The sequence below is a fragment of the Armatimonadota bacterium genome (genome assembly GCA_023511795.1).
Lineage (GTDB): Bacteria > Armatimonadota > UBA5829 > DTJY01 > DTJY01 > JAIMAU01.
The window spans coordinates 38,382-62,368 of record JAIMAU010000002.1; the positions used below are offsets into that span (position 1 = coordinate 38,382).

Sequence of the window (23,987 nt, forward strand, 5' to 3'; positions counted from 1 at the left end):
GCTTTTTGTCCCTTTTAGAATTTTCGGAAAAAATAGTAAAGAAAGTAGTCTTTCAAGCATTTAAATTACAGCTTCTTTATAAAACAGGTAGAAATACGGGGTTTGAGAGAGGTATTGATTTTATGGGTTACACCAATCCGAGAGGAGCTTAGTATTTATTATGCTGCCTTTCGCTTAGTAGAAAGTTCTTCGATAAAATAAATGCCCTCCTCTGCCTCATCGAAATCTGGGCGTATTGCAAGTGCTTGCCGGAAAGCCATTTTTGCTAGCTCATAGGCACCAATCTCTATGTAACAATTCCCAAGCTCGACGAATACTGGGGCGTTTCTTGGGCTATAGGAAAGACCTGCGCGGTACACGTCAATGGCATCTTTGTACCTGCCCGAAGTTGCAAGCATTCTAGCTGCTGCAAAATAAGCATCTGCATAAGTTGGGTCCATCTCGACAGCTTTGGCGAAGCACTGTAGTGCATTGGTCAGCTGATTTCGTTCGCCGTAGAGTCGCCCGAGTTCGACGTAGGCATCGAGGTAAGTTGGCCGCAGTTCGATTGCCCAGCGAAAATGCTTCTCCGCTGTTTCGAAATCGCCCAAATTCTTTACACATATCCCCAATCTGTATCTGATTTCGGCATTGTCATGGCCCATTTCAAGAACGGCAGAGTATCTCTCTTTGGCCTCCGGGTATTTTGCTTGGCTGTATTCGATGTCGCCAATCTCGGTAATCACGCGGATATCATTAGGGCGGAGGCGAAGAATTTCTGTCAGCTGTTCCTTCGCGCGCTCAATATGTCCAAGGCGCACATATACTCTTTTCAAGATTTCGTGCTTCTGAGCGCGATTTGGGGTCATGGAGTTTGTTTTCTCTGGTTCGACTATTTCATCTTGTTCAGATGCGGTGGTCCATCCTGGATCATAATGGTAATCCACTCCGCAGCCACAGGATTCACTTTTTTTATTTCTAGCTGGAACTTTTTTTCTTGCGACTTTGCCCATCCAGCGCTCACCTCAAATCATAATCGTAAATTTCTCTATGCACCTGCCAGGCTTCTTAAGAGAGCGGCTCCCAATGCATTCCTGCCAATTCTAGATTCTGCGCTTTCATGGTTGAGGCTGGTCATTACTGCTATTGAGTCTATTTCTATGGCTGGTACTGGCAGGAGAGGCTTGATTGCTTGGTAAATATAGTCGGCACCAACTGCCTCCATTACATGCTGGGGATGCAGCTTAGCTATGCCTGCCAACTCGTGAGTTCTCAACTCTTTAGTAAAACCCGTTGCAATTTTCTGCAACCCATCTATTTGCAGTTCAACGCATATTGGCTCTAATGAACGGACTTTTCTAATGCCTACAGATGGGCAGGGAGCAGTTTCAATCAGCCTTAAGGCTTCCTTTGTGAGGGGCAAGCTGCCGTCTAGGGAAATGAACGGTTTGTCGAGGGCAACAGCACCTAGCCTTAGCATGTCCATTTCGGTTGCAGTTTCAAAATCGTGGCTGACAGCGAATATGGCGTCTTCTCGTCGCGCAAGGACAGCCTGCATGATCTGGGCTGCTTTGAATCCTGCCACAACTACCACATTATCATAGTCGTCGAGCGTGTCTAGTTGATGGTGGATGATTGGACGGCCATCAAACCAATTCAAACACGCAGGTATTGCAATCCCTAAGTTCCAGGTTATGTTTGTGCAATAGATTATTGCATTCTTTTGTTGCACCCTAGTTCACCTCAAATGTTTATGCCGCCTTGCGCATTTTCTTGCCATTGGTTGCTGATTTTTTGTGGCGCGCCATCACGGATTTGTAGATGGCAATTATCTCCTCAGCATGGCGAGCCATGGGTTTAGGCGGTGCAATGTTAGACCTAAGCATGTTTAGCGTTTGCGGATTTTCAATTAGATATCGCAAGTGCGAAGCTAATCCCCGAGTGTTTCCCATTTCAAAAAGAAAGCCATTTTTGCCGTGTTTGATCCATTCGGGTATTCCTCCTGCGCGCGCGCCAACTACTGGCACGCCTGCGCCAAGAGCCTCCATGACGGTTCGAGGGGCGGGTTCGTGCCATAAAGGAGGCACCACGCAGGCGGACATGTTGCCAAGGATGTGTGACAATAGGTTGGGCTTGTAATAACCTGCAAATTCCACTTTGGGTAGGAACCTGTTATCCTCTCGGAGGCGGCGTTCAATTTCGCGCGCGTAATTATGGTCGGCAATTGAGCCGTGAATGCTTATCTCAAACTTGTCTCGGACGTCGTGAAGTATTTCGGCGGCATCAAGCAGTAAGTGAACGCCTTTTCTGAAAATAATGGTTCCAAGGAAACCAAACGTAATCTTTTCGCTCTGCTGCCGCAGAAACTTGTCTTTTGTTGCCCAGAGTTGTTCAGCTGTTCCCGCTGCTGGAGTAATTGTAATTATTCGCTCTGGGGCTATTCCATGCTCCACATAAAGGTTGCGCACATAGTTTGAGACTGCTATTATTGCATTAGCTTTGTTAAGCCATCGAATAATGTTTCGATAGCGGGCTGCGTAGGCAAGAGCCCTGTCCTTCACATCAGGTTCGCCTTCTATTGGTGGGATGCACTCCGCGCACTTGGTGCCGTCTCCGGGGCCTGAGCACACCCTATTGTGTCTATCAAGGAGATCGTGTCTTGGGCAAATGAACCAGTAGTTATGCAAAGTTACAACAAAAGGAATTCCCATTTCATAGGCGGTTTGCAAAAGAGAAGCCGAAAGCCCGGCTAGATTGTGGAAGTGGATAATGTCCGGGTGCTTCTGGTTAACCGTCCAGCAAAGCACTATCTCGCTTTCGGTGTTTTGCATTTCGCGCAATGGATGGTTTAAATCTGCGAATTCCACATGACGGTTGGTAACCCCATAGATATCTAAACCCTTGTAATTGTGACGAAAAACGGCGAACCCCAATCCCCCTTCAACATGCCTAGGGCATGCTGCTAGGATTGAGCTGGAATGGCCGGCGATAGAGAGCTGGTCGCACAATTCCTGAGTGTATGCCACAGGTCCCAGGGTGAGATGGTCGGGAGGTTGACCCCAAGTGACGTGGAGAATCTTCATTTTTTGCTCTCCTTAAGGAAAATAGTTTATTCCATAAAATTGGGGCAATCACAAGACACTTTTTATTATCGGAAATTGGGGTTGAGGGCTTTAGAGGGCATCCATTTCCATTCCGAGAGGTAATTTGCTAAGATACAGTCAGCAAATATTTTTGGAGGTGATTCGATTGATACACATGGTATTGATTTTAAGTATATGTGCAGCTTTGCTTTTTGCAGGCGTTGCCAACGCTGAGATTTCGAAGGGATTTCTTATTAAGACGGTTTCTGTTGGAGGGAAGGACTATAAATATGTTGTCTACGTCCCTTTATGCTATGATGGGAAGAAAGCATCGCCCGCGATTATATTCCTAAATGGTAAAGGTGAGTGCGGTTCCGATGGATGGAGGCAGGTTTTCCACTTTGGCTCGGCTATTATGTTGGACGCGGAAAAGTGGCCATTTATTGTCATGTTTCCACAAAAGCAGTCGCCGGAGACACAGTGGGAAGATGAGGAGGCAATGGTTCTTTCAATTTTGGAGAAAACCTGCCTTGAATATAAGATTGATAAGTCAAGGCTCTACCTTACGGGGCTTTCGCAAGGTGGTCATGGGACATGGGCAATCGCTGCTCGCCATCCAGATCTCTTTGCCGCGATTGCGCCGGTATGCGGGTATGGAGAAAAGTCGCTTGCCGATAAGGTTGCTATGCTTCCTGTGTGGATTTTCCACGGCGATGCTGACCAAGTCGTACCGGTGGAGAAGGCATATGAGATGGAGAAATGGATAAAGGAGGCGGGTGGCTCGCCGAAGCTGACCATTTATCCTGGCGTCGGCCACAATTCGTGGGACAAGGCTTACCGAGAGGAAAACCTTGGCGCATGGTTTCTCGAGCATGAAAAGGCTAAGTAGGTGGATGTAAGTCTTGTAGATGACGTTGCCGAGATTGACAGGCTACAATTATTCTGCTGAGGAGGTTTCAATGCGCATAGGATTTGTTGATCATCATCTAAACAACTATCATGCGGACAAGTTTCTTTCGTTGATTCGCGGGCCGCTATCAGATTTGGGAGCAGAGATTGCCATAGCGTGGGAATCGGACCCAATGGATGGCGATTGGTGCGAAAAGAACAGCGTCCAAAGGGCGGGGAGCATTGCCGAAGTATGTCAGAAGTCTGATGCGGTGTTCATCTTAGCCCCCGACAATATAGATGACCATTTAAAATTAGCGAGAGAGGTTCTCCCTTATGGGAAACCTACTGCAATTGATAAGGCACTTGCTTTTAAAGTTTCTGAGGCCAAAGAAATTGTTGAGCTTGCAAGAAAGCATAATACACCAGTTACATCGAGTTCAGCCCTTGCTTTTGCGGTCGAGCTTGAGGATTTGCTTAATCAGATAGGTGAGCCACCTGCGGAAGTCTTTGTTACCGGCATGGGCGAGTGGAAGAACTACGGGCTCCATACGCTTTCGATGGCACTGCGAGTCATGGGGCCGGGCATTAAGCGGCTGATAGACACCGGCACGGAGTCCAGCCGTGTGGTAACTCTTGACTATGGCGGGGGAAGAAAGGCTTTTGTGACAGTCCGATGGTCGAGCGATATGTGGCAGATTTTTCCGTGGACCCTTGGCATCCGACTTAACCGGGAAAAATACCTTTATACAACGATTCAAGATTATGACGGCTTTTATGCGAACCTTTTGAAGAAGGTAATTGAATTCTTTCAGACCAGTGTTCCACCATTTCCTGGTGAGCTTGCCATGGAGCTGGTCGCGGTTCTCGAATATGCAGACCAGTCTCTAGCTGGTGGCGGATTGTGGGTTGAGACTTAGCAATCAATTTGAGGAATGGCACATTCGGCAGTATTTCTCCTCATGGCATTTGAAGCACGGAGAGCCTTGAGCAAGGCTGGCGCCGTGTTTCTTGTGCTCCATAATAAAGTTGGACGGATGCGGCATCTCTACCCCATGGCACTTCTGGCATGAATCCTTACCATGGCACAGGTCGCAAAGTCCGGGCGAAGCCTTTCCTTGCTCGGAATGTTTTTTCTTAAATTCGCCCGCATGGGATGCGGGAGCTGCGCTGTGGCACTTAGCGCAATCAGAGGAATCATGACAGCGGAGGCATGCTGTTGACTCGGACTTTGCTGAATCCTTATGCCCCATCAACCAGCTTGGCTTGTGTGGCATCTCAACTTTGTGGCAATCAGAGCAACTTTGAGTTCTGTGGCAGGCTAAACAGGATTTAGTGTTTTTCAGTGCAGTTTTGCCGTGGGCCTTTAGCCAGTTACCCTTGTGTGAAGCAGGCATAGTGGTGGTATGGCATGACTCACAGAATCGCTCGTCATGACAGCCATAACAAGCCGACCGATTGCTGGCACTAGATCCATGCATCTTGACCCAATCTAAAGTATGGCTTTTTGGGCGACTGTTGCGATGACATGAGGTGCAGAAGTCATCTTGGTGGCAGCGCTGGCAGGTCTGTTTGCTTCTGAATGCGGCAGACGTATGTCTGGTTCGCCAGTTTTGTGGATGTGGCATGTCAAGGCCATGACAACTCCTGCAGTAATCTTTCGTATGGCATGTTTCACACGTCTTTCTGCCTATGTTTGCCTGTGTTGGATGTCGCTTGACCCAGCTTGAATCGTGCGAAGTCGGGAGCTTTGTTTCATGGCATCTCAGACAAAAGGCGGATTTGTGACAAGCCAGACAGCTTTCTGCATTTTGGGTGATTTGCCGACCGTGAATACAAGTCCAATTTGAATCCTTATGCGACGCGGGGATCTTTGCTTGATGACATGCAATACAGAATCTTTCCTTATGGCAGTTTACGCAGTTTCTGGGATTCTTCTTTGCTAATTCTGGATGGGTTTTAATCCAACCCAAGGGGTGAGCCGGTTGCTTATGTTTGTCGGAAGAGAGTTCTGTTGATATCTTGCTCGCGGTTGCAAAGCGATGACAATTCTTGCAGAACTCTTCGTTGTGGTACCTTTTGAGGTAGGCGTTATGCTTGGCAATCGCTTGCTTGTGTGTTGTTATCCATTCAGATGAAAACTTATCTGTTTGCTTTGACCTGAATGTCTCATGACATAGGTTGCAGGAATTGCTTGCTTTTCTGCCATCGTGGCAATCGAAACAGACGGTCATTTTGAGGATATTCTTAAGGGCATTCTTAAGAATATCCTTTGTAGTTGCATCTGGATCGTGGACGATATTGTCATGGCAAAATGTGCACTCGATGCCTCTTTCTAGGTGTCTTCTGTGGGTAATCTTGAGGTTACGGTGGACTATTGTATCCGCTGTATTGGTGTGACATTTCTCACAATTGGCGTTCAAGATATTGGTTTGGATGTTCTTTGATTCATCACCAAGCTCAGTTTCGTATAGAAACTTTTTACCGTCGCCCCTCTTAGCACGTATCATGCTACCAATGCTTGGCATGACGTGGCATTGCTCACAGGGGACATGTTTATGGGAAGACACGCGCCAGGTTTGGATGGCAAAGCGCATCTCGTGGCATGCAGTGCAGAAAATTGGCCTTTTTGAGTATACAACGCTGCCTGTAACGCCAATCAAAACAGGAGCCGCAAAGGCGAGGAGTAGCCACCAGCTCACAACCCATCGGCAAATGGGTATGGTAATTTTCGAAGTTAACCAGCGGCGAATAATTCCGCGCCCTTCTTCACTTTGCGATGATTGCATTCTCATTCTTTTTCTGCCTGGTTAACTATGCGCTCGTATTCAAGCGGATGATTGTGCTTGATTTTGTCCTCGGATATTTTGCCGTCAATCCAGACTCTGTCCATAGGAAAATGTCCTGGTTTGAGATGCACATGGTACATATGCCAAATAAGGATGGTTAGGAACGCAAGCAATGCCTCCCAACTGTGTACTGCTCTTGCAACGTCAAGTGCCCAAAGCGGAAGAATGTTTATTGATTTGTCTTCAAACCAGAGTATAAAGCCAGTTAGAATCATCACTACAGAGCCCCAGCTAACTGCGAAATACTCGAATTTTTCGATGTAATTGTATCGGTCGAACTTTGGCTTACTTTTAGCGAGAGCGAAGAAGTACTTAAGCATATGAAAAAGGTCTGTGAAGTCTTTCCATCTTGGAAGAAGTGCTCTGAACTCATTGCGTCCCTCATGGGTTAATGCAGTGTGGATAACGTGGTAAACGGCTAGGCATATTAAGATTATTGCGCCAACACGGTGTAGTATTGCCCGCGCTGTAAATCCACCCATTATTTGGATTACCGTGGCAGAAATTTGCGAATCTGAATAGCGCACCGGCAGACCTGTAATAACAAGCAGAGTGAAGCTAAACATAAGCACAATGTGCTGAATTCTTCGATTTAAAGAGAACCGCTCGAAGTATCGTGTTTTTTCAGCTTGTCTTTTTTCTGCAAGCCCCATTATCCGTTACCTCTCTTCTTGTTCCTTAAGTGCGCCAGTAGATCAAGCGTAATGTAACCACAAAAAGCAAGCATTATTAGAGAGACAAACACTCGATATGCTATGCCAACCCAGAAAACCACTATGTCCTTTTTGGGCGAGGGTTCTAAATGAACACTGCCCTTAGCAAAGTTCTGAGCATTGGTTTGGTGGCACTTGCCGCATACTTTGGGTAGGTTCTTCTTATTTGTTGCCGACCTAGAGTCTCTTGAGGGTTTGATGTCATGGGACCCATGGCAAGAAGCACAATTTGCCGCTAATATATTGCCATATCTATTTGCGATGCCATGATAGCTTATGTTATATGATGCTAGCCTGTTTGCAGGAATTTTGTATTTTTCTTGAATCATTGGGTTCTCATGGCATTTAGAACAGGTCATTCGCACGTTGATAGGGTAAACCGTAGAAGCGGGATTGTAGCTCGAAAGTATTAAGTGGGTCCCGTGGCAATCGCTACATGCCGCCGCATCTAATATGCCACTCATGATTGCTTCACCGTGAATGCTTTTCTGGTAAGTTATTAGCTGCTTTCTATGACATCCCCCGCATGTTTTAGATATGTTAGCTTTGTTGACCAGTGACCTGGGGTTTTCAGGCGCAAGAATTTCGTGCGTCCCATGGCAATCGGTGCAAACTGCAGCAGGTAGAGGGCCGTTTGACTTGTTTAGCTTGCAGTGGACGCTCCTCGTATACAACTTAATTTTTTTTACATTAGTTAGGTTGTATCTAACGGCGGTGGCTGCGTCAGAGTGGCACTTGCCGCAGGTGACGACTATATTGGCACGCGAGACCATGGATCGCGGATCACGGGCTGGTCTGATGTCGTGGGTCCCGTGGCAATCTTTACAAAGCACTATTTTTTTGTTCCCTCGCCGGGCAGTTTGTGCGTGGACACTGGAAGCAAATTGGCGCATGAGTATGATATCTCTATCCCCATCGGCACTTCTCTTGCCATGACATCGGGTACACATAACGGGGGCAACATTTGGACGATGAGGCAATTCTGCGCCAAGTAAATCGGTGTGGCAGTCTGTGCACATCAAGGCATTATGAGACGATTTGGATAAAATTTCTGTGTCAACGTATAGTGAGACTCGCTTTCCTTCAGAGGTTTTGCTCAAACTCTGGGCGCTGTGGCATATAAGGCATTGAGAGTTGTCTGCAAGTGCGACTCCCGGAAGAAAAAAAGGAAACAAAGCCAAGAAAACGAGAAAACCGAGCGGTGGTGCTATGGTATTCAAAATTATAGAGTGTTTTTCCATTGGATTTTGATACGACAATCTCAGTTGGCGCTTTTAGTATATCATAACGAGAGATAAATTGGGAAGACATGCGATTAACCTATGTGTTGGGAATCGAAAGTACTGAAAACTATTAAGGAAATTCCGATAATTTAAATGAAAAATTTTTTATCAAAACACTTGACAATACAACACTCAAGTGTTATAATCCACTTAGGCTTAGGGAGATGTGCTATTAAGCGATTGCTATTCAGTTTAGTTTTGCAGACTCAAGGGTATGAAGTTTATCAGGAGGTGAACCTTAATTGGGCAGAACTGTTGGTATTGATTTAGGAACTACGAACTCTGTTGTAGCCGTGATGGAAGGCGGCGAGCCCGTAGTAATTCCAAATGCAGAAGGCTCGAGACTAACACCATCAATTGTGGCCTTTACTAAAACGGGCGAGCGGCTTGTGGGTATACCTGCAAAGCGCCAGGCTATTCTCAATCCCGAGCGGACGATAGCTTCTATCAAACGAAAAATGGGCACAGACTATAAAGTGACCATTGATAACAAAACATACACGCCGGAAGAAATCTCTGCAATGATTCTTCAAAAGCTGAAGACGGATGCGGAGGCTTACCTTGGCGAAAAAGTGACGGATGCCGTTATTACGGTACCAGCATACTTCAATGATGCTCAGCGAACTGCTACAAAGACGGCTGGTGAGATTGCAGGGCTGAACGTATTGAGGATTATCAATGAGCCCACCGCTGCTTCCTTGGCATACGGTCTTGACAAGAAAGAAAGCGAAACCATCCTAGTTTACGACTTGGGCGGTGGCACTTTTGATGTTTCGATACTAGAAGTCGGCGAAGGAGTATTCGAGGTAAAAGCCACAGCTGGCGATACCCAACTAGGCGGCGATGACTGGGATCAGCGCATTGTTGATTATGTTGCAGATGAGTTTATGAAGCAGGAAGGGATTGACCTGCGCAAGGACCGCCAGGCTCTTCAGAGGTTGCGGGAGGCAGCCGAAAAGGCGAAGATTGAGCTTTCCAGTGTGGTGCACACAAACATTAGCCTGCCGTTCATTACTGCGACACAGGAAGGCCCGAAGCATCTCGATATGACCCTAACAAGAGCGAAATTCGAGGAGCTAACAGCTGATTTAGCAGAGCGCACAATTGGCCCCTTTAAGAGAGCGCTAGCCGATGCCGGGCTAACAGAAAAAGACATTGATGAGATTATACTCGTTGGCGGTGCAACGAGAATGCCACATATCTACGAGCTTGTTAAGCGACTTGGTGGCGGCAAGGAACCTCACAAGGGCGTGAATCCGGACGAGGTTGTTGCAATCGGCGCGGCAATTCAGGCTGGTGTTCTGAGCGGTCAAGTAAAGGACGTGGTATTGCTCGATGTGACGCCGCTTTCCTTAGGTATTGAAACTCTGGGCGGCGTATTTACGAAGCTGATTGAACGTAATACGACGATTCCCACTCGAAAAAGCGAAATTTTCACTACAGCCGTGGATGGCCAGACAGACGTTGAAATTCATGTCCTTCAGGGCGAGCGCGAAATGGCAAAAGACAACAAGACGCTAGGACGGTTCCATCTCGTTGGCATACCGCCGGCGCCGAGAGGTATTCCTCAAATTGAGGTGACGTTCGATATTGACGCAAATGGGATAGTCAACGTCTCAGCCAAGGACAAAGCTACTGGAAAGGAACAGAGCATTACAATTACCGGTTCAACTAGGCTGAGCAAGGAAGAGATAGACCGCATGGTCGCAGATGCCCAGCGTTTTGCAGAGGAGGACCGAAAAGCCCGAGAAGCGGCGGAGACACGAAATAGGGCTGACAGCCTTATTTATCAAACTGAGAAGCTTCTGCGCGACTTGGGCGACAAAGTTCCGAGTGACCAAAAGGTCAATATTGAGAACGCAATCTCGGAGGTGCGTTCAGCGCTAAACTCAAATGACATGGAACGAATCAGGCAGGCGACCGACAATCTACAGCAGGCGTCATATAAGCTTTCAGAGATAATGTACCAGCAAGCGGCGGCAGGTGCAGCAACCGGAGGTGCTGAAGCAGGCGCCCGACAGGAAGGCAAACCTGGCGAAGAGGGCGTCATAGATGCCGAATTTAAAGAGCAGTAACGATGAACGCTGATGGGTGTGGCACGCTGATGTTTGCGAGCCGCACCATGGACGGCAGTGTAAAAATCTCTTAACCGGAGGTGAAACAGCCGTGAGTATCTTAAGATGGGATCCATTTCGTGAGTTGGAAAACTTGCGTGAAGATGTAAATAGGCTCTTCCAGGAAGCTATGACAAGACCTGGACGGGGAGCGCCAGCTTCTAGGTCGTGGGCGCCACCTGTGGATGTTGTTGAGTACGAAGATAAGTTCGTACTCCGGGCGGAGCTGCCTGGAATGAGCAAAGAAGACATGGATGTTGAGATGCATGGCGATACGCTCACCATCCGTGGAGAGCGCAAATTCGAACAAGAAGAAGGAAAAGAAAATTATGTCCGCATCGAGCGGGCGTATGGCAAGTTTCAGCGTTCGTTTACACTGAATGTGCCAGTAAAGGCCGACGAAATTAAGGCAACTTACAAGGACGGCATACTCGAGGTTACCGTCCCTAAGGCAGAAGAAGTTAAGCCAAAGAAGGTCGAGGTAGCTATAGAATAACATGTCAATGAAGGGGGAATGAGCGAAAAAAGAAAGCCGAGTCGCAAGCATTTCCCATTCCCCCTTCTTAATTCGAGTTCCTATGAACTACAAAGATTATTACGCCATACTCGGAGTAAAAAGAGACGCCACCGAAAAAGAAATCAAGCAAGCCTATCGTAGGTTAGCCCGGAAATACCACCCGGATGTAAACCCTGGCAACAAGGAAGCCGAGGAAAAATTTAAAGAAATTAGCGAAGCCTACGAGGTATTAAGCGATAAGGAGAAGCGCGCAAAGTACGATATGCTAAGTCGCGAACCTTGGGCTGCTACGGCAGGTGGTCCGGGAGGTTTCACCTACGAGACGTTTGGCGATTTTGACCTTGGAGGTGGATTTGGGGGGTTCAGCGATTTCTTTGACATGCTCTTTGGACCTCGCGGAGGAATGCGCACACGCCCAGCTAGGGGAGCAGACGTCGAAGCGCAGATAGAGGTCACACTCCAAGAGGCATATGAAGGGGCAACAAAAACGTTCTCGATTCCCATCGAGCCAGGGAAGCCGCCACAGCGGTTCGAAGTTAAAATTCCTCCTGGTGTTGCTGATGGGTCGCGAATTCGGCTTGCAGGCAAAGGTGCACCTGGTCCAACAGGAGAACGAGGCGATCTCTACCTAATAGTAAGAGTTCGCCCGGATTCGCGCTTCGAGAGAAGAGGAGATGATTTATACACAGAAGTAACCATACCTTTCGCCACAGCTGCTCTTGGAGGAGAGGTCACCGTTCCCACGCTCAAGGGTCGTATTACGATGAAGGTGCCGCCGGGCACACAAGGAGGGCAGACATTTCGGCTTGCTGGGCAAGGAATGCCCCGTTTGAATAAGCCTGGAAGAGGCGACCTATATGTTCGGGTGCAGATTGCCGTGCCGAGGCATTTGACTCAGAGGCAAAGGGAAATAATCCAAGAGCTTGCTGGGGCAGCATAGAACGCAGGCGGATTACTGTTTTGGAAACAGAACGCCGTCTGTGGTCTGTGAAGGGAGTGACATATAATGGCGCAGAGAGATGAAGATGAACCCTTATACATGATAGGCGTAGCGGCTAAACTGTGTGAGATGCATCCGCAGACGCTCAGAATGTATGAGCGCATCGGGCTCATCAAGCCCAAGCGCGTTGGAAGAAAAAACCGCATGTATTCAGATCGCGACATTGAGCGACTGCGCCAAATTCAGCGTCTCACCCAGGATTTAGGTGTTAATCTTGCCGGCGTTGAAGTCATATTTCGCCTGCTCGAGCAGATGGAAAATATGCGGAAAACCATGGAAGAAGAGATGAACCGCATGAGGGAGGAGATGGAACGCCGAATAATGGAGCTCGAGCAGCAGCGTTAGTTATAACAAATATGGTCTGTTTAATTAACATATGGCAGGCAATAGGTGTAACTTAGATGGGCTTACTAAAGAAAAGTTCCACGACCAATATCCATGAAAGCAAACGTGGCCTATTCATTCTTTTGCTCATAGCCTGTAACTGCTTAATTAGAAACTAACTTGAAGCCTACTTTGGGCGTGTCCAGTCTCCGGCTTATATTGCTAGAAGCCCCTGTTGTTTCTTTACCTCCCTTGCGATTTGCTCTTTTGCTCAGTTGCGCCAGCATTCTCTCTTAAGCTAGGGTAGACGTTAAAATATCGTTCGTGAGAAAGGCCATCAGGTTTACAAATGCCACCTCCTGTGATATAATTACGCGGTTTGCCTTAACTGACGGGCAGAAACATGTTTGCGGATACTATTTCATGGAGGTTTGCACATGCCGACGACGATAGAATATGTCCTAGCGCGGGAAATCCTCGATTCACGAGGGAATCCTACAGTTGAGGTTGAGGTTCACCTTGCCGATGGAAGCATAGGCAGGGCGGCGGTTCCCTCTGGGGCTTCTACAGGTGCCCATGAGGCGGTTGAGCTTAGGGATGGCGACAAGTCTCGCTACCTTGGGAAGGGAGTAAAGAAGGCGGTTGATAATGTAAATGAGCGAATTGCTGCTGAAATCATTGATCTAGACGCCACCGACCAAGTTGCAATTGACGAACTAATGATTGAACTTGACGGCACACCAAACAAAAGCAACCTTGGGGCGAACGCAATTCTAGGTGTTTCGCTTGCGGTTGCAAAGGCAGCTGCTGAATCGCTAGGTTTGCCACTTTACAGATACATTGGAGGGACTAGCGCACGCGAGCTGCCAGTTCCGATGATGAATATTCTCAATGGTGGCAAGCATGCAGACAACAGCGTTGATCTCCAGGAGTTCATGGTTATGCCTTTAGGCGCCCCAAACTTTGCAGAAGCTCTCAGAATGGGTGCTGAAGTTTTCCATAATTTAAAGACGGTTCTAAAGAGCAAAGGAATGAGTACCGCAGTCGGTGATGAGGGGGGATTTGCCCCTAACCTCCAGAACAACGAGCAAGCAATAGAAGTCATTATTGAAGCCATCCAGAAAGCAGGCTACCAGCCGGGCAAGGATGCGTATATTGCCCTTGACCCAGCGGCGTCTGAGCTTTATGACGAGGCTAAAAAGAAGGGTGAAGAAGGAAAATACTTTTTCTGGAAATCGAATATACTAAAGACTAGAGAAGAGATGGTAGATTTTTGGGCTAACTTAGTTGAAAAATACCCAATTATTCTAATCGAGGACGGCATGGCTGAGGATGACTGGGATGGCTGGAAGATGCTCACGGAGCGGCTTGGGAAAAAGATTCAGCTCGTTGGAGATGATGTCTTCGTAACAAACACCAACCGCATTAAAAAAGGCATCGAAATGGGCGTAGCGAACTCCGTTCTAATAAAGCTCAATCAGATTGGCACGCTGACTGAGACGCTGGCGGCGATTGAGTTAGCAAAACGCCACAACTACACTGCAGTGGTATCCCATCGTTCGGGCGAAACCGAAGATGCAACCATCGCTCATGTTGCAGTGGCTATGAATACCGGCCAAATCAAGACTGGTGCACCATCGCGCACCGACAGAGTTGCAAAATACAACGAGCTCCTGCGGATTGAAGAGGAGCTGGCCGACACAGCGGTTTTCCGCGGCCTTGACGTATTCTACAATCTTAGGAAATCGTGAGACGAACCAAAATTATTTGCACAATAGGCCCTGCGACCGAATCGCCAGAGATGCTTCGGCGGCTTGCAAAAGCTGGCATGAACGTCGCGCGCCTTAATTTTTCGCATGGCACGCGGGAAGGACACGGCCGGCTGATACAAGAAATCCGAGTAATTGAGGAGCAAATAGGGACGCCGATTGCTATTCTTCAGGACCTGCCGGGCACAAAATTAAGAACAGGTCGAATGCCGCCTGGTGGAATTAGCCTCGTAGCCGGACAGCGTTTCATCTTTACCACACGCGATGTCCCGGGAAGCGCTGAGGAAGTGAATTTGCCGTATCCGGAGTTGGTTCGTCAGGCAGTTCCAGGTGGGCGAATTTTTGTAGATGATGGGCAACTTGAATTCAAAATCGAATCCGCCACCGAGACGGATATAATCACCCAAGTAGTCATTGGTGGCGTGCTGGGCGCTCATAAGGGCGTCAACATGCCAGGAGCGCGCATTAGCCTCCCATCAGTCACAGAAGCTGATATAGAGGATTTGAAGTTTGGATTGGAAAAGGGTATCGATTGGGTTGCGGCTTCGTTCATTAGGTCTGCAAGCGACCTTGCACCGATTAGGAAAATTATCGGAGATGCTGGAAAACCTGTTCGGTTGATTGCCAAGATTGAGAAAGCCGAGGCAGTCGAAGAGATAGATTCTATCATTAATGCGGCTGATGGGATAATGATTGCGCGAGGCGACCTCGGGGTTGAAATGCCTCTAGAGCAAGTCCCAGTGGTTCAAAAGATGATCATACGGAAGTGCAATGAGGCAGGAAAACCCGTCATAACTGCTACCCAGATGCTGGACTCAATGATTCGGAATAGGCGTCCGACCCGCGCTGAGGTTACCGATGTGGCAAATGCGATCTACGATGGAACGGATGCCACAATGCTTTCGGGGGAAACAGCAATTGGAGCGTTTCCCATTGAGGCCGTCGAGATGATGTCAAAAATCGCTGTTCAAGCTGAGGAGACTATAGACTATAGAGCCGTACAGAAGAAGAAAATATTAGGTGCGGCGAATACGGTAACCGAAGCAATCGCCCAAGCAACCGTTGAAATTGCTGGCGATCTCAATGCCACTGCAATTGTAACACCGACGTCATCGGGTGCAACTGCGAGGGCAGTTTCAAAGTACAGGCCAACTGCACCTATAATTGCAGCTGCCACTTCGATGGCGACTTATCGGCAGTTGGCGCTTTTGTGGGGCGTGTATCCAATGCTTGTCAAGCCTAGTCGGAGTACTGACGAGATGATATCTGAGGCTGTGGACGGAGTCATGCGCGCTGGGCTTGTTAAACCCAACGATACAATAGTTCTGACAGCAGGCGTTCCGGCAGGCGTCCCCGGTAGGACCAACTTAATCAAAGTCCACACCGTTGGCCAGCCAATCACAACTTAGTTCCATGCTAAACTAGCTGTAAAGGAAAGAAAATAATACCTCTCTTCCATCGGCAAGTAAAGTAAATAAAATAAGGTAATTGGGTGGGGTAGTAATTCAATGCCTAAAGCATCTCCCAGCATATTTTTGATGAGAACTACGAGGCTACGGAAGCGCCCTAAAAAAGCATATAGGTTTTTATTAATCCTAGGTTATTCTTTCGCAACCATACTTGCAGTACTCTGCCTATGGCATATCGTAAGCAAGATTACTGAGCCTTACATCCTTGACTCTCGCGAATCTCGAGAGAAAACGCAGATTGAGCGTGAGATAGCCCGAATTGAAGCTGAGAACCGCAATCTGAGGAGCGAGATTGCATACCTAAAGACGAAAGCTGGAATCGAGGCAGAAGCTAGAAAGCTGGGCATGGTCAAAGAAGGTGAGATTGCGCTTATAGTACAGAGTCCAAGCAAGGAAGAGTCGGAGCGAAGTGCAGGGGAGAACGCCCATCCCAACATATGGCAGAGAATAGCGGGCGAAGTTGCATGCTTTTTTGTAACCGACAGCGTAGAATTGCATCCGAACTAACCGTAGATTCCAGTTTAAAATCCTGCTATAATTTAATAGCTAGAATTTAATCGCGAGGGCTTTGGTGGGCACCCCCTGGGTGTCGGGCCAAAGCCCTTTTGGGGTTTGTGCTGTGAATCTCGACCTTGTTTTGAAAATTTTCCAGGAAATGCAAGAGTTGCGCCAGGCATGCGACGTGTTGCAAGTTGGCGGCAGGACAGTCCAAGTTGAGGGACTGACCGCGGCTGCAAAAGGGGCCTTTGTTGCTGCAATCCATCGCCTTCTCAACAGGCCCTTGCTTTTGATTACTTTCAATTATGAGCAGGCTGAAGCGCTTTATGATGATATGGCCGCCTTCGGTTATGAGGATGGCGAAGTAATCTTGGTGCCGCCGGCCGAGGGTATGACTTACCAAGAGGGCGATACTGATGTAGATGTCATTGGGCGGCGGCTTTCTGCAATGGTATGCTTGCTCGACAATAAACCAGTTGTTGTGATTGCTCCCATAGGCTCCGTTCTTCAGAAAACTCTCCCTCCCAGTGTGCTGTCCGCCTCCAGAATAAGAATCGAGAATGGCGAAATGCTCGACCTTGAAGCTTGTGTGCGCGCTTTGGTTGACCTTGGATATGATCGCACGGCCATGGTTGAGCGCCAGGGAGAGTTCAGCCAGCGAGGCGGCATTCTTGATGTATTTCCATCTACTGAAAGCATGCCATATAGAATCGAATTATTTGGCGATGAGGTGGAAAGCATCCGCTCGTTCAGTGTAGAGTCGCAGCGTTCCCATGCAGAAACAGCTTACATTGACATTGCACCTGCCCGTGAAGTTTTGCTTGAGCCTGGGGTTGCAGAAGCGGCAGTTGCTAGTCTTCGCAAGCTCCTTGAATCTTCCATTTCGGACCTTGATTGTGAGGCTCAGGCAAGGTTGGAAGATCATATTGAAGACGATATCGCAAGGATAGGCAACCGTGCGTGCTTCGATGGGATTGAATACTACCTGCCTATCATCTATCAGAATGCATCATGCATACTCGACTATCTGCCGCAAGATGGACTAGTTGTAGTTGACGAACCGCACCAGATAAAGTCGCATTGGGAACAGCTTTACCAAGAGCTAGCCGAGACTCGTGCGGCCCATGTAAAGCGCGGCGACATCCTACCACTTCCAGTGGACCATTTCGTTCCGTTTAACGATGCGATGTCGTTGTTGGCGGGTAGAGGTTGCAATCTCATTCTTTCACTTCTCTCGAGAACGGTTCCTTGGTTTAATCCAGATACACGAATTGTGATTCCGTCCGCCCCGATGGATGCATTCGGGGGGCAAATGAACGTGCTCATAGAGCAGTTGAAGACTTGGCTTTCGAATCAATGCAAGGTTGTATTGGTATCGAACCAGTCGCACAGGGTAGTCGAATTGCTCACGGAGCATGAGCTTTCTGTGGTGGATTTCGAGGAGCAAAGTCGCGGCGGTAGCGGCATTTGCGTTGTAAACGGAACTCTGCGGTCTGGGTTCAAAGTTACAAATGCCAGGCTGATGGTTGCTACCGATGGAGAGATGTTTGGTCTTAGCAGGCTTCGACGGCCGAAGAAAGCATCCAGGCGCGGATTGCCAATATCCTCGCTTCTCGAGCTTGCAGAAGGTGATTATGTAGTGCATATCAATCATGGCATTGGCCGATACCGTGGATTAACAAAACTCTCGGGTGCGTGCGGCGACCGCGATTACATCTTGGTAGAGTATGCCGGCACAGACAGGCTATACGTCCCGGTAGACCAAATTGACCGCATCCAAAAGTATATCGGCGTTGAGGGACAGACGCCGACCTTGAACCGGCTCGGTGGTAGCGAATGGGCTAGGACTACTAAGCGAGTAAAGCAGGCTGTTAAAGAGATGGCCAAAGAACTTCTAGCTCTCTATGCAGCAAGGCAGACTATCGAGGGGCACAGTTTTGGACCGGACACGCCGTGGCAGCAGGAGCTAGAATCTGCGTTTGGATATCAGGAGACGCCGGACCAAATGGAAGCTATTCAGGAGGTTAAGCAGGATCTTGAGTCGCCCAAGCCAATGGACCGCCTAATATGCGGCGATGTTGGTTACGGCAAGACTGAGGTAGCCATTCGTGCGGTGTTTAAAGTAGTCAACGATGGAAAGCAGGCGGCAGTTCTAGCGCCGACTACTGTTCTTGCCCAGCAGCATTTCAATACATTCCGCGAGCGCTTTGCAGCCTATCCAGTCAATATTGAGATGTTAAGTCGTTTCCGAAGCCGAGCTGAGCAAAAGAAAGTCATCGAGGGCCTGCGAACCGGCGTTGTGGACGTTGTGATTGGCACCCATCGGTTGCTATCGAAAGACATAGAATTCCGAGACCTTGGGTTGTTAGTGGTGGATGAAGAGCAGAGGTTTGGCGTGGCGCAAAAAGAGCGACTTAAACAACTTAGGAAAACGGTTGATGTTCTTACATTGACTGCTACGCCGATTCCCAGGACCCTTCAGATGTCGCTATCGGGCATAAGGGACATGAGCTTAATGGACGACCCTCCAGAGGGCCGGATGCCAATTAAAACCTATTGCCGCGAATACGACGACAACCTTATCCGCGATGCGATTCTGAGAGAGCTCGACCGAGGCGGGCAGGTGTACTTTGTTCATAATCGAGTAGAGAATATCGAGCATGTTGCTGAACATGTTCGCCGCCTGGTTCCCCATGCACGTGTTGAGATAGGCCATGGTCAAATGCCTGAGGATCAGCTTGAGAGGGTCATGCTTGATTTCTATGAGCATAGATTTGATGTACTTGTTTGCACTACCATTATCGAAAGTGGTTTAGATATTCCAAATGCAAACACAATAATTATTAATAATTCGGATAGAATGGGGCTTGCACAACTTTATCAGCTTCGTGGCAGAGTTGGGCGTTCGAATCGCCAAGCATACGCCTACTTGCTGTATGAGCCGCATAGGATAATGTCTGAGACTGCCGAAAAGCGTTTGCAGGCTATCAAAGAGTTTTCGGAATTAGGGTCTGGCTTTAGGATTGCGCTTCGAGACCTTGAGATACGGGGAGCGGGCAACCTTCTGGGGCCAGAACAGCATGGTCAAATGGCTGCTGTTGGCTTCGACATGTATTGTCGTCTTCTAGCCGAGGCAGTACAGGAAATTAAAGGAGAAGAGCCTGATAAGTTCGATCTTCCGCCGGCGGACTTGCCGATGGATGCCTATATCCCGACGGACTACATACCTAGCGAAGGCCTAAGATTGGAATTCTACAAGCGCATGACTGCTGTTCGATGCTTGGAGGATGTAGATGAAATTGCCGAAGAAATGAAGGACCGTTTTGGAGAGCTTCCAACCCCAGTGAAGAACTCGCTCGATATCCTGAGGCTTAGGTTGAAAGCGGTGGGCATCGGCATTGAGGGAATTACCTCAGACAAACGCCAAGTAATTATCAAGTTTGCACATGGAGTAAGGCTTGCGCCAGATGTCGGCTTGTTTTTAAAAAAGGAATTCCCTGGAGTGATTTTTTCGATTGACAGGATTATTGTGGATGCAAGAACTCCAGAGCTCCTACCGCTCTTGAATAAAATTCTTGCTGCCCTGCCTGAGGCGCTTGAGGAATCTAAGCAGATGTATCTCTCCATACTAAAATAGACAGGGGTGCAGGATGATTAGAGTAGTTGTAATCGGTGGGGGCGCTGGCGGCATGCTTGCTGCTGGGCGGGCTGCTGAATGTGGCGCGAAGGTAATTTTGCTGGAGCGAAATAGCATTCTTGGCAAGAAACTCAGAATTACTGGTAAGGGCCGGGGCAATGTAACAAATATCGCCGAACTTGATGATTTTGTGAGTGCTTTTGGTCCGAATGGCAAGTTTCTTTATGGTGCGTTTTCTAGGTTTTCCAATGATGATCTTATTTCCCTCTTAGAACGCCTTGGGGTCCCAACCAAGGTGGAAAGAGGAGGCCGCGTGTTTCCTCAATCCGACCGTGCCTCGGATGTTGCCGACGCATTGGAGCGCTGGCTTCGCGAGCTTAGGGTGGACATTCGCCTTGGAACAAGGGTTCATGGATTGGTTGTTGAGAAAAAGGACCAAGGTGGAGGGGATAATGAGGAGACACCAAGCAAGAAGAGTCGTTCCTATTCTCCTGCGCTCTTCTCATCCTTTATCTCAGGCGTTAGGGTTTTCTCTGGAGTAATTCCAGCCGATGCGGTTGTTTTGGCAACAGGAGGCATTACCTATCCTAGAACTGGTTCGACTGGCGATGGATACCGGATTGCTGCTGAGGTTGGACATACCATTGTTCCTCCAAAGCCATCGCTTGCTGCTCTAGAGACAGCGGAACCGTGGGTTTCCCAACTCCAGGGTCTGAGCCTTAGAAATGTAACGGCTACTTTATTTTCCGAAAAAAAGAAGCTTGCTATTGAGTTCGGCGAGATGCTTTTCACGCATTTCGGAGTTTCGGGGCCAATAATTCTCACGCTAAGCAAGGTCTATGCTGGGCTGTCGCACAAGTCTGGGGTATCAGTTTCCATCAACCTAAAACCCGCTCTGAGCCGCGAGCAATTGGAAAGCAGGCTCATCAGCGATTTTTCCCAAAAGAAGCAATTCAAAAATTATCTTCCCGCCCTGCTGCCAAGGACGCTCATTCCGGTTTTTATTAACCTGAGCGGTATTCCTGCTGATCTTCCTGTGAATCGCATAACGAAAACTCAGCGAAAGAAGATTATTGATTTGCTTATGGACTTCAGACTTCAGATAACAGGCGCCAGGCCGGCCGAGGAAGCGATTGTAACCTCCGGCGGTGTTTCTCTAAAGGAGATAGACCCTCGCACAATGGGGTCCTTGTTGGTATACGGTTTGCATTTTGCAGGTGAAGTAATTGATATTGATGCCACAACCGGCGGGTATAATCTTCAAGCGGCGTTCACCACTGGTTGGATTGCGGGCGAAAGCGCGGCAAATGTTTTGTGCGCTACAAAGAAAACTCAAGAGTCAAACTCTTGAGTAAATGAAGGGAAATATGCATGCAGAAGGGAAAATAAAGGATTGATAAAGAAGAAAGCTGAGGTGCTTTCCGATGAAAAAAATCACTTTGCTTTTTGTTACTCTCATGGGGTTTGCATCGGTCGTGTTTGCAGTTGGTCAGCCTGGTGATGTAATCATTGGCCAGGAGGTGGTTCTTCGGATTCGGTTCCCAGCAGGCGGCTATTCGGTTGAGAAACGGGCGGAAATTGTCACACAGAGGATTAACGAGCTGCTAGGTTCCGAACCCTTTGAACCTTCTGATGTTAAGGTTGCGGTTCGTAATAAAGAGTATGCTGTGCTCATCGGTGACGACATTATCATTACTGCGGATAAGGAAACGGCAAGGTTCAACAAGACAACACCTGAGAGGCTTGCTAATATCTGGGCAGAAAACCTGCGGCGTGTGATTCCCAAGGCAAAAGCCGAGCCGAGGTAGGCATCGTTGCTGTGAGGAAATTAACCGCAAGGTAAGTATAAGCTATAAGGAAAGCCCCAGTGGAATGGCTTTGTTTGCCTTAAGTGGGGCAGGCAAAAAAAAAGTTTTTGGGGAATTGAGGGAAGATAGTTATTAATAGTTCCTCTCAATTCCCCATTATTAGTTCTTATGGTTTATAAATGACTATTTGGAAAGCCCCTTGGACCTTGAAATTAAGGATGGACCAGATTTCGACGAAAAGTTTTCCATCAGCGGCACCTGTGACTGCTATGTTGGGAGTTGTTCCTCCGGCGGTTACGGGTGTTACGATTGCGACGTAGTTAGTGCCATCGTAATTTTCAATTGTGCCGTCGTATTTTGTAATCGTAATATCATACCGTTGAGCATCGTCATTTAACTCGCAACTTATGTTAGGTGTACCCGAAGCTTTTGTTCCGTTGGAGTTGATATAGGCATAGGCAATGGGATTTGCACGGTTGGTAGCTCCATCAGATGCTCCGGGATATACCACTCGAATATCTCCTTCCGCTTTTATTGCAACTTTGTTTTCATTGTTGCGGCTAATTACGTGCAAGGCAGGGTTAGTATTTGAAGCTCCCTGGTCGAAGATGCCAGCCGTTCCTGATTCAGAATAGCCGACGATTGCCGAACCAGTAGTCCCGATGCCTTTTATGGCGTATCCTGTGCCTGAGTTGGATGCGGTGACGAGGCCATTTTCTGCGTCAACCTCTCCAATAATTCCCATTGGGACCTGGATATCTGCCGCACTAATAGTGCCATCAAGTATTTTAGCGCTTGTGACCGAATTATCTGCCAGCATGGCGTCGACCACGCCGCCAGAGGCGATTGAGAACTCGTTTTCATTGAGTGTTAGACCGGCGCCAGCTGTGTAAGTGCCGCCGCTTTCATCGGCCGCTGGTGCCCATGCTGTACCATTCCACTTTATTACCTCTCCAGCTGAGGCTCCACTCTGAGAAAGATCATTGAGTTGTATCGTTCCATCGGCAATTTTTGAGCTATCAACCGAGTCATTTGCTAGCATTGTCGAAGTAATGCCTGCTGAAGCAATAGAGAATGAAGTTCCTATCAAAGCGAGTCCATCACCGGCTGTATATGTGGTGTCGTTATCTTGTGCGGGAGTCCATACTGTTCCATCGAACTTGAGCACCTCACCTGCTGATGCACCATTGGAGGCGAGGTCGGCTAGAAGGATTGAGCCATCCTGTATTTTTTGGCTGGTGATTGAGTTGTCGGCTAGTTTCTCAGCAGTTACCGACCCATTGGCAAGCATGGACTCTGTTATGCCCTGAGGTGCGACTGAAAAGATATGTTCACTCAAGTTCAATCCTTCGCCAGCTGAATAGGTAATAGGCTCCTGCCATGTACCCACGCCTTCAGCATCGGATGTCAATACTTTTCCAGTGCCAGGCATTGTTGTCAGTTTGAAGCCTGTCATTTCTGCGAGGCCCAAGAATTTGGCAGCCGGTCCGGTGCCAGATGTCGAGATGGTCAGTGCTGGACTTGAATTGGCAGGATTGCTTACGGAAAACTGGGCTGCTGGACCAGTTCCGGAGTTTGTGACCGATAAAACAGCGTTTGCACTTGAGGCACTACCTGAGTATGGCAGGACAAGATCCCCTGCGCGTATCGAGAATGGCGTAGAGTAGAGCTTTATCCTAGGCGACAAGGCAACTCCCGGATCACCAACGGCGATTTCAAGCCAAATGTCTTCATGTCCAGCGATGTCAGCCGGTGTGATTGGCTCGATTTCGGTTGTGAACACTCCACCGGAAGTTCTGACAGTTTTTTTAGTTGATGTCCAAAATGCGGTCCCTCCGCTCTCCTCTGAATATAATTTAAATTGAATTTGGTAATCGCCATCGGGTACAATCTGGCCTGCGGAGTCGGTTAATTTACCTTGGTAGCTGATTGCATTTGGAACAGTTTGTGCTGTTACCGACGAGGCGGCTAGAGCTAGGAGAATTGCAAACAGACAAAAGCTTGGTATGCGCATACTGATCCTCCTCTGTTTTCGCTCATTTTTAGGAAAACCCTA

Annotated in this window: 20 protein-coding genes; 13 read left to right on the top strand and 7 right to left on the bottom strand. The window is 48.2% G+C overall.

The window, feature by feature from the left end:
- Window positions 1-158: 158 nt before the first annotated feature.
- The 3 genes from K6T99_03010 to K6T99_03020 are packed head-to-tail and all read right to left on the bottom strand — an operon-like array spanning window position 159 to window position 3,062.
- The gene (locus K6T99_03010; protein MCL6518776.1) at window positions 159-992 is read right to left on the bottom strand and encodes a tetratricopeptide repeat protein; all 834 of its coding nucleotides are present in this window, start codon (window positions 990-992) and stop codon (window positions 159-161) included.
- A gap of 35 nt (window positions 993-1,027) precedes the next feature.
- Window positions 1,028-1,711: a hypothetical protein gene (locus K6T99_03015; protein MCL6518777.1), complete on the bottom strand. Its 684-nt coding sequence runs from the start codon at window positions 1,709-1,711 to the stop codon at window positions 1,028-1,030.
- A gap of 19 nt (window positions 1,712-1,730) precedes the next feature.
- Window positions 1,731-3,062, bottom strand: coding sequence for a glycosyltransferase (locus tag K6T99_03020; GenBank protein ID MCL6518778.1), 1,332 nt, complete (start codon window positions 3,060-3,062; stop codon window positions 1,731-1,733).
- Window positions 3,063-3,228: 166 nt separating this feature from the next.
- On the opposite strand from K6T99_03020, the gene K6T99_03025 reads away from it, so the two are divergent.
- Both K6T99_03025 and K6T99_03030 read left to right on the top strand, forming a co-directional pair.
- A complete protein-coding gene (locus K6T99_03025) occupies window positions 3,229-3,951 on the top strand; it encodes a prolyl oligopeptidase family serine peptidase (GenBank protein MCL6518779.1) in 723 nt (240 codons plus the stop codon).
- Window positions 3,952-4,021: 70 nt separating this feature from the next.
- The gene (locus K6T99_03030) at window positions 4,022-4,870 is read left to right on the top strand and encodes a Gfo/Idh/MocA family oxidoreductase (protein ID MCL6518780.1); all 849 of its coding nucleotides are present in this window, start codon (window positions 4,022-4,024) and stop codon (window positions 4,868-4,870) included.
- A gap of 3 nt (window positions 4,871-4,873) precedes the next feature.
- Here the strand turns inward: K6T99_03030 and K6T99_03035 are convergent, their stop codons facing one another.
- Genes K6T99_03035 through K6T99_03045 form a run of 3 tightly spaced genes read right to left on the bottom strand, consistent with a single transcriptional unit; the run spans window position 4,874 to window position 8,345 of the window.
- A complete protein-coding gene (locus K6T99_03035) occupies window positions 4,874-6,745 on the bottom strand; it encodes a NapC/NirT family cytochrome c (GenBank protein ID MCL6518781.1) in 1,872 nt (623 codons plus the stop codon).
- A complete protein-coding gene (locus tag K6T99_03040) occupies window positions 6,742-7,452 on the bottom strand; it encodes a hypothetical protein (protein MCL6518782.1) in 711 nt (236 codons plus the stop codon). Before K6T99_03040 ends, K6T99_03035 begins: the two co-directional genes overlap by 4 nt.
- Complete coding sequence (locus K6T99_03045; protein MCL6518783.1) at window positions 7,452-8,345, bottom strand: hypothetical protein; 894 nt, start codon at window positions 8,343-8,345, stop codon at window positions 7,452-7,454. The genes K6T99_03040 and K6T99_03045 overlap by 1 nt, the downstream gene beginning before the upstream one ends.
- On the opposite strand from K6T99_03045, the gene K6T99_03050 reads away from it, so the two are divergent.
- The 11 genes from K6T99_03050 (at window position 8,241) to K6T99_03100 (ending at window position 21,931) form a co-directional block, all read left to right on the top strand.
- Window positions 8,241-8,507, top strand: a complete 267-nt coding sequence (locus tag K6T99_03050; GenBank protein ID MCL6518784.1) for a hypothetical protein — start codon at window positions 8,241-8,243, stop codon at window positions 8,505-8,507. The genes K6T99_03045 and K6T99_03050 overlap by 105 nt on opposite strands.
- 530 nt (window positions 8,508-9,037) lie before the next feature.
- Window positions 9,038-10,870: a molecular chaperone DnaK gene (gene dnaK / locus K6T99_03055; protein MCL6518785.1), complete on the top strand. Its 1,833-nt coding sequence runs from the start codon at window positions 9,038-9,040 to the stop codon at window positions 10,868-10,870.
- 91 nt (window positions 10,871-10,961) lie between these two features.
- Window positions 10,962-11,405 carry an Hsp20/alpha crystallin family protein gene (locus K6T99_03060; GenBank protein ID MCL6518786.1) on the top strand — a complete coding sequence of 148 codons (444 nt, stop codon included), beginning with the start codon at window positions 10,962-10,964 and terminating at the stop codon, window positions 11,403-11,405.
- An 82-nt stretch (window positions 11,406-11,487) separates the two neighbouring features.
- Complete coding sequence (locus tag K6T99_03065; GenBank protein MCL6518787.1) at window positions 11,488-12,366, top strand: J domain-containing protein; 879 nt, start codon at window positions 11,488-11,490, stop codon at window positions 12,364-12,366.
- A 66-nt stretch (window positions 12,367-12,432) separates the two neighbouring features.
- Window positions 12,433-12,771 carry a MerR family transcriptional regulator gene (locus tag K6T99_03070; protein MCL6518788.1) on the top strand — a complete coding sequence of 113 codons (339 nt, stop codon included), beginning with the start codon at window positions 12,433-12,435 and terminating at the stop codon, window positions 12,769-12,771.
- Window positions 12,772-13,187: 416 nt separating this feature from the next.
- Window positions 13,188-14,501, top strand: coding sequence for a phosphopyruvate hydratase (gene eno, locus K6T99_03075; protein ID MCL6518789.1), 1,314 nt, complete (start codon window positions 13,188-13,190; stop codon window positions 14,499-14,501).
- Window positions 14,498-15,928, top strand: a complete 1,431-nt coding sequence (pyk, locus tag K6T99_03080; GenBank protein ID MCL6518790.1) for a pyruvate kinase — start codon at window positions 14,498-14,500, stop codon at window positions 15,926-15,928. The genes eno and pyk overlap by 4 nt, the downstream gene beginning before the upstream one ends.
- 99 nt (window positions 15,929-16,027) lie before the next feature.
- Window positions 16,028-16,495 (top strand): septum formation initiator family protein, encoded by a 468-nt coding sequence (locus K6T99_03085; GenBank protein ID MCL6518791.1) that lies wholly within the window; start codon window positions 16,028-16,030, stop codon window positions 16,493-16,495.
- A 112-nt stretch (window positions 16,496-16,607) separates the two neighbouring features.
- Window positions 16,608-20,123 carry a transcription-repair coupling factor gene (gene mfd / locus K6T99_03090; GenBank protein MCL6518792.1) on the top strand — a complete coding sequence of 1,172 codons (3,516 nt, stop codon included), beginning with the start codon at window positions 16,608-16,610 and terminating at the stop codon, window positions 20,121-20,123.
- 13 nt (window positions 20,124-20,136) lie between these two features.
- A complete protein-coding gene (locus K6T99_03095) occupies window positions 20,137-21,474 on the top strand; it encodes an NAD(P)/FAD-dependent oxidoreductase (protein MCL6518793.1) in 1,338 nt (445 codons plus the stop codon).
- A 73-nt stretch (window positions 21,475-21,547) separates the two neighbouring features.
- Window positions 21,548-21,931 (top strand): hypothetical protein, encoded by a 384-nt coding sequence (locus K6T99_03100; protein ID MCL6518794.1) that lies wholly within the window; start codon window positions 21,548-21,550, stop codon window positions 21,929-21,931.
- Window positions 21,932-22,097: 166 nt separating this feature from the next.
- Here the strand turns inward: K6T99_03100 and K6T99_03105 are convergent, their stop codons facing one another.
- Window positions 22,098-23,945 (bottom strand): hypothetical protein, encoded by a 1,848-nt coding sequence (locus K6T99_03105; GenBank protein ID MCL6518795.1) that lies wholly within the window; start codon window positions 23,943-23,945, stop codon window positions 22,098-22,100.
- Window positions 23,946-23,987 lie beyond the last annotated feature (42 nt).

Excerpts from the sequence above, each read along its gene's own strand:
- K6T99_03010 (MCL6518776.1), bottom strand. The coding sequence starts at position 992 with ATGGGCAAAGTCGCAAGAAAAAAAGTTCCAGCTAGAAATAAAAAAAGT.
- K6T99_03020 (MCL6518778.1), bottom strand. The coding sequence starts at position 3,062 with ATGAAGATTCTCCACGTCACTTGGGGTCAACCTCCCGACCATCTCACC.
- K6T99_03030 (MCL6518780.1), top strand. The coding sequence starts at position 4,022 with ATGCGCATAGGATTTGTTGATCATCATCTAAACAACTATCATGCGGAC.
- K6T99_03035 (MCL6518781.1), bottom strand. The coding sequence starts at position 6,745 with ATGAGAATGCAATCATCGCAAAGTGAAGAAGGGCGCGGAATTATTCGC.
- K6T99_03040 (MCL6518782.1), bottom strand. The coding sequence starts at position 7,452 with ATGGGGCTTGCAGAAAAAAGACAAGCTGAAAAAACACGATACTTCGAG.
- K6T99_03065 (MCL6518787.1), top strand. The coding sequence starts at position 11,488 with ATGAACTACAAAGATTATTACGCCATACTCGGAGTAAAAAGAGACGCC.
- K6T99_03070 (MCL6518788.1), top strand. The coding sequence starts at position 12,433 with ATGGCGCAGAGAGATGAAGATGAACCCTTATACATGATAGGCGTAGCG.
- eno (MCL6518789.1), top strand. The coding sequence starts at position 13,188 with ATGCCGACGACGATAGAATATGTCCTAGCGCGGGAAATCCTCGATTCA.
- K6T99_03085 (MCL6518791.1), top strand. The coding sequence starts at position 16,028 with ATGCCTAAAGCATCTCCCAGCATATTTTTGATGAGAACTACGAGGCTA.
- K6T99_03095 (MCL6518793.1), top strand. The coding sequence starts at position 20,137 with ATGATTAGAGTAGTTGTAATCGGTGGGGGCGCTGGCGGCATGCTTGCT.
- K6T99_03100 (MCL6518794.1), top strand. The coding sequence starts at position 21,548 with ATGAAAAAAATCACTTTGCTTTTTGTTACTCTCATGGGGTTTGCATCG.
- K6T99_03105 (MCL6518795.1), bottom strand. The coding sequence starts at position 23,945 with ATGCGCATACCAAGCTTTTGTCTGTTTGCAATTCTCCTAGCTCTAGCC.